The sequence below is a fragment of the Candidatus Agathobaculum pullicola genome (assembly GCF_052117205.1).
Taxonomy (GTDB): Bacteria; Bacillota; Clostridia; order Oscillospirales; family Butyricicoccaceae; genus Agathobaculum; species Agathobaculum pullicola.
This window is the reverse complement of sequence record NZ_JBQKJP010000124.1, coordinates 1-556: the sequence shown is the minus strand read 5'-3', so window position 1 is coordinate 556 and position 556 is coordinate 1. Positions and strand designations below refer to the sequence as shown.

Annotated in this window: 1 protein-coding gene; it reads right to left on the bottom strand. The window is 52.0% G+C overall.

The window, feature by feature from the left end; all coding sequences use genetic code 11:
- The coding region (locus ACTQ3V_RS15700; protein ID WP_246597474.1) for a hypothetical protein at positions 1 to 397 on the bottom strand (397 nt) is incomplete at its 3' end.
- Positions 398 to 556: the final 159 nt, after the last annotated feature.

The window sequence follows — 556 nt, the reverse complement described above, 5'->3', positions numbered from 1 at the left end:
AAAAGAAAAAATATGGCATTGAAGATGATAACAAATAAAATTTTTTCAATCGAAAAAATTTATTTTGATTATTCAATTTTGAAAAACTGAATACCTCAAAATCAGAAAGAGAGCGGCCAAGCACTTTGAGGGATTGGCCGCCTTGTCCACCCATCCAGCGGGACAGCGGGCGGAGGTCAAGGCCGGGTGTAAACCCGTTCATTTCAGCCTTGACGGTTGCCCGTTGTCCTGCTACTTTTCCGGGAGTGTGGCCACAACTTCGGGACACTTTGTCCACAAGTTGGAGCGTAGGACGAGGAACTGGGGCTTTCATATACGCCCTGTCTGCTGATGAGTCCAGACCTGCGCTTGCGGCTCCACGCCACGCAAGCACAGCCCTGTTTTCCTGCCGCTTCAAATGCCCTTGCCCTCCCCGGCGGCAACGGCATTTTCACGGCAACGCCGGCAGAGCGTATAACACACTACACTTTGCTTCGCAAAGTCGTGTGCCAAATGGGGGCGTTGCCCCCTTTGGAAACCCCCACAAGAAAAGGCGGTACGCTACCCCTCCACGGGG